This window comes from Caulobacter sp. P1_B12_2, assembly GCF_056406675.1.
The window spans coordinates 1-1,263 of sequence record NZ_JBFTZS010000735.1 but is presented as its reverse complement, the minus strand read 5'-3'; the positions used below and the strand labels follow the sequence as shown (position 1 = coordinate 1,263).

At 65.9% G+C, this 1,263-nt stretch carries 2 protein-coding genes; both read right to left on the bottom strand.

Features of this window, described 5'->3' with window-relative positions; all coding sequences use genetic code 11:
- Window positions 1-152: 152 nt before the first annotated feature.
- The gene (greA, locus tag AC1DZ6_RS25345) at window positions 153-626 is read right to left on the bottom strand and encodes a transcription elongation factor GreA (RefSeq protein ID WP_477099847.1); all 474 of its coding nucleotides are present in this window, start codon (window positions 624-626) and stop codon (window positions 153-155) included.
- Window positions 627-771: 145 nt separating this feature from the next.
- Window positions 772-1,263 (bottom strand): methyl-accepting chemotaxis protein (locus AC1DZ6_RS25340; protein ID WP_477099846.1); only part of this gene is annotated, 492 nt, incomplete at its 5' end.

Here is a 1,263-nt window from a genome sequence, read left to right as displayed (position 1 = left end):
GAGCCTTGCGCGCCTTTGCGGCCTTGGGCGCCGCCGCCTGCGATGTTTTCTTTTCAACCACGTCGGTGATCCCGGCCATAGCAAAGCGACGCGCCGGTCAACCTAAGCTGTCCGGCGCGCCGCACGCAAATGTCCCTGGAATGGGGCTTAAGCTAGACCCACTCGACCTTGAGGATCTCGTAGGCCTTCACGCCGCCGGGCGTATAGACCTCGACCACCTCGCCGACTTCCTTGCCGATCATGGCGCGCGACAGCGGCGAGCTCAGCGAGATGCGGCCCTCCTTCACGTCGGCTTCGTGGTCGCCGACGATCTGGTAGCGGGCCTCTTCCTCGGTGTCCTCGTCGACGACGCTGACCGTCGCCCCGAACTTCACCTGGGTGCCCGACAGTTTCGAGACGTCGATGACCTGGGCGCGGGCGATCTTGTCCTCGATCTCGGCGATCCGGCCTTCGATCCAGCCCTGACGTTCCTTGGCGGCGTGGTACTCGGCGTTTTCCGACAGGTCGCCATGCTGGCGCGCCTCGGAAATCGCGGCGATCACCGCCGGCCGTTCAATCGTCTTCAAACGCTTCAGTTCTTCGTCGAGGGTTTGGTAACCCCCGGCGGTCATCGGCACTTTTTCCATTGCGGATTTTAGCTCGGTTCGCCCAAAGGGAGGAAGACTCCCGGACGTTGGCGCGCACGACCGGGGGCTAAGAGGATAGGCGCCGCGTTAGCGATAAGCAAGTACCCGCCCCTAAAGCGAAGCTTGACCCCAATGGCGGCGAGGATCAAGCGCGCTTGCGCGAGTGTTGTTCCGAATGCTCTTGCCGAGGCAGTTCAAATTGCCCGACCAGCCCGGCCAACTGGCTGGCGTCGCCGTTCAGGGTCTGGGTGGCGGCGGCGGTCTGCTCGACCATCGCCGCGTTCTGCTGCAGCACCTGGTCCATCTGGTTGATGGCGGTGTTGATCTGCGAAAGGCCCTGCGCCTGGTGCTGGGCGCTGGCGGCGATCTCGGAAACCAGCCCGTCGATCTCGGCGATCTGCACCACGATGCGCTCCAGCGCCTTGCCGGTGCGGCCCACCAGGTCGACCCCCGCGCCGACCTGGCTGGTCGAGGTGGTGATCAGCGACTTGATCTCCTTGGCCGCCTCGGCCGAGCGCTGGGCCAGGCCCCGCACTTCCTGGGCGACCACGGCGAAGCCGCGACCGGCGTCGCCGGCCCGGGCCGCCTCGACCCCGGCGTTCAGGGCCAGCAGGTTGGTCWGGAAGGCGATCTCGTC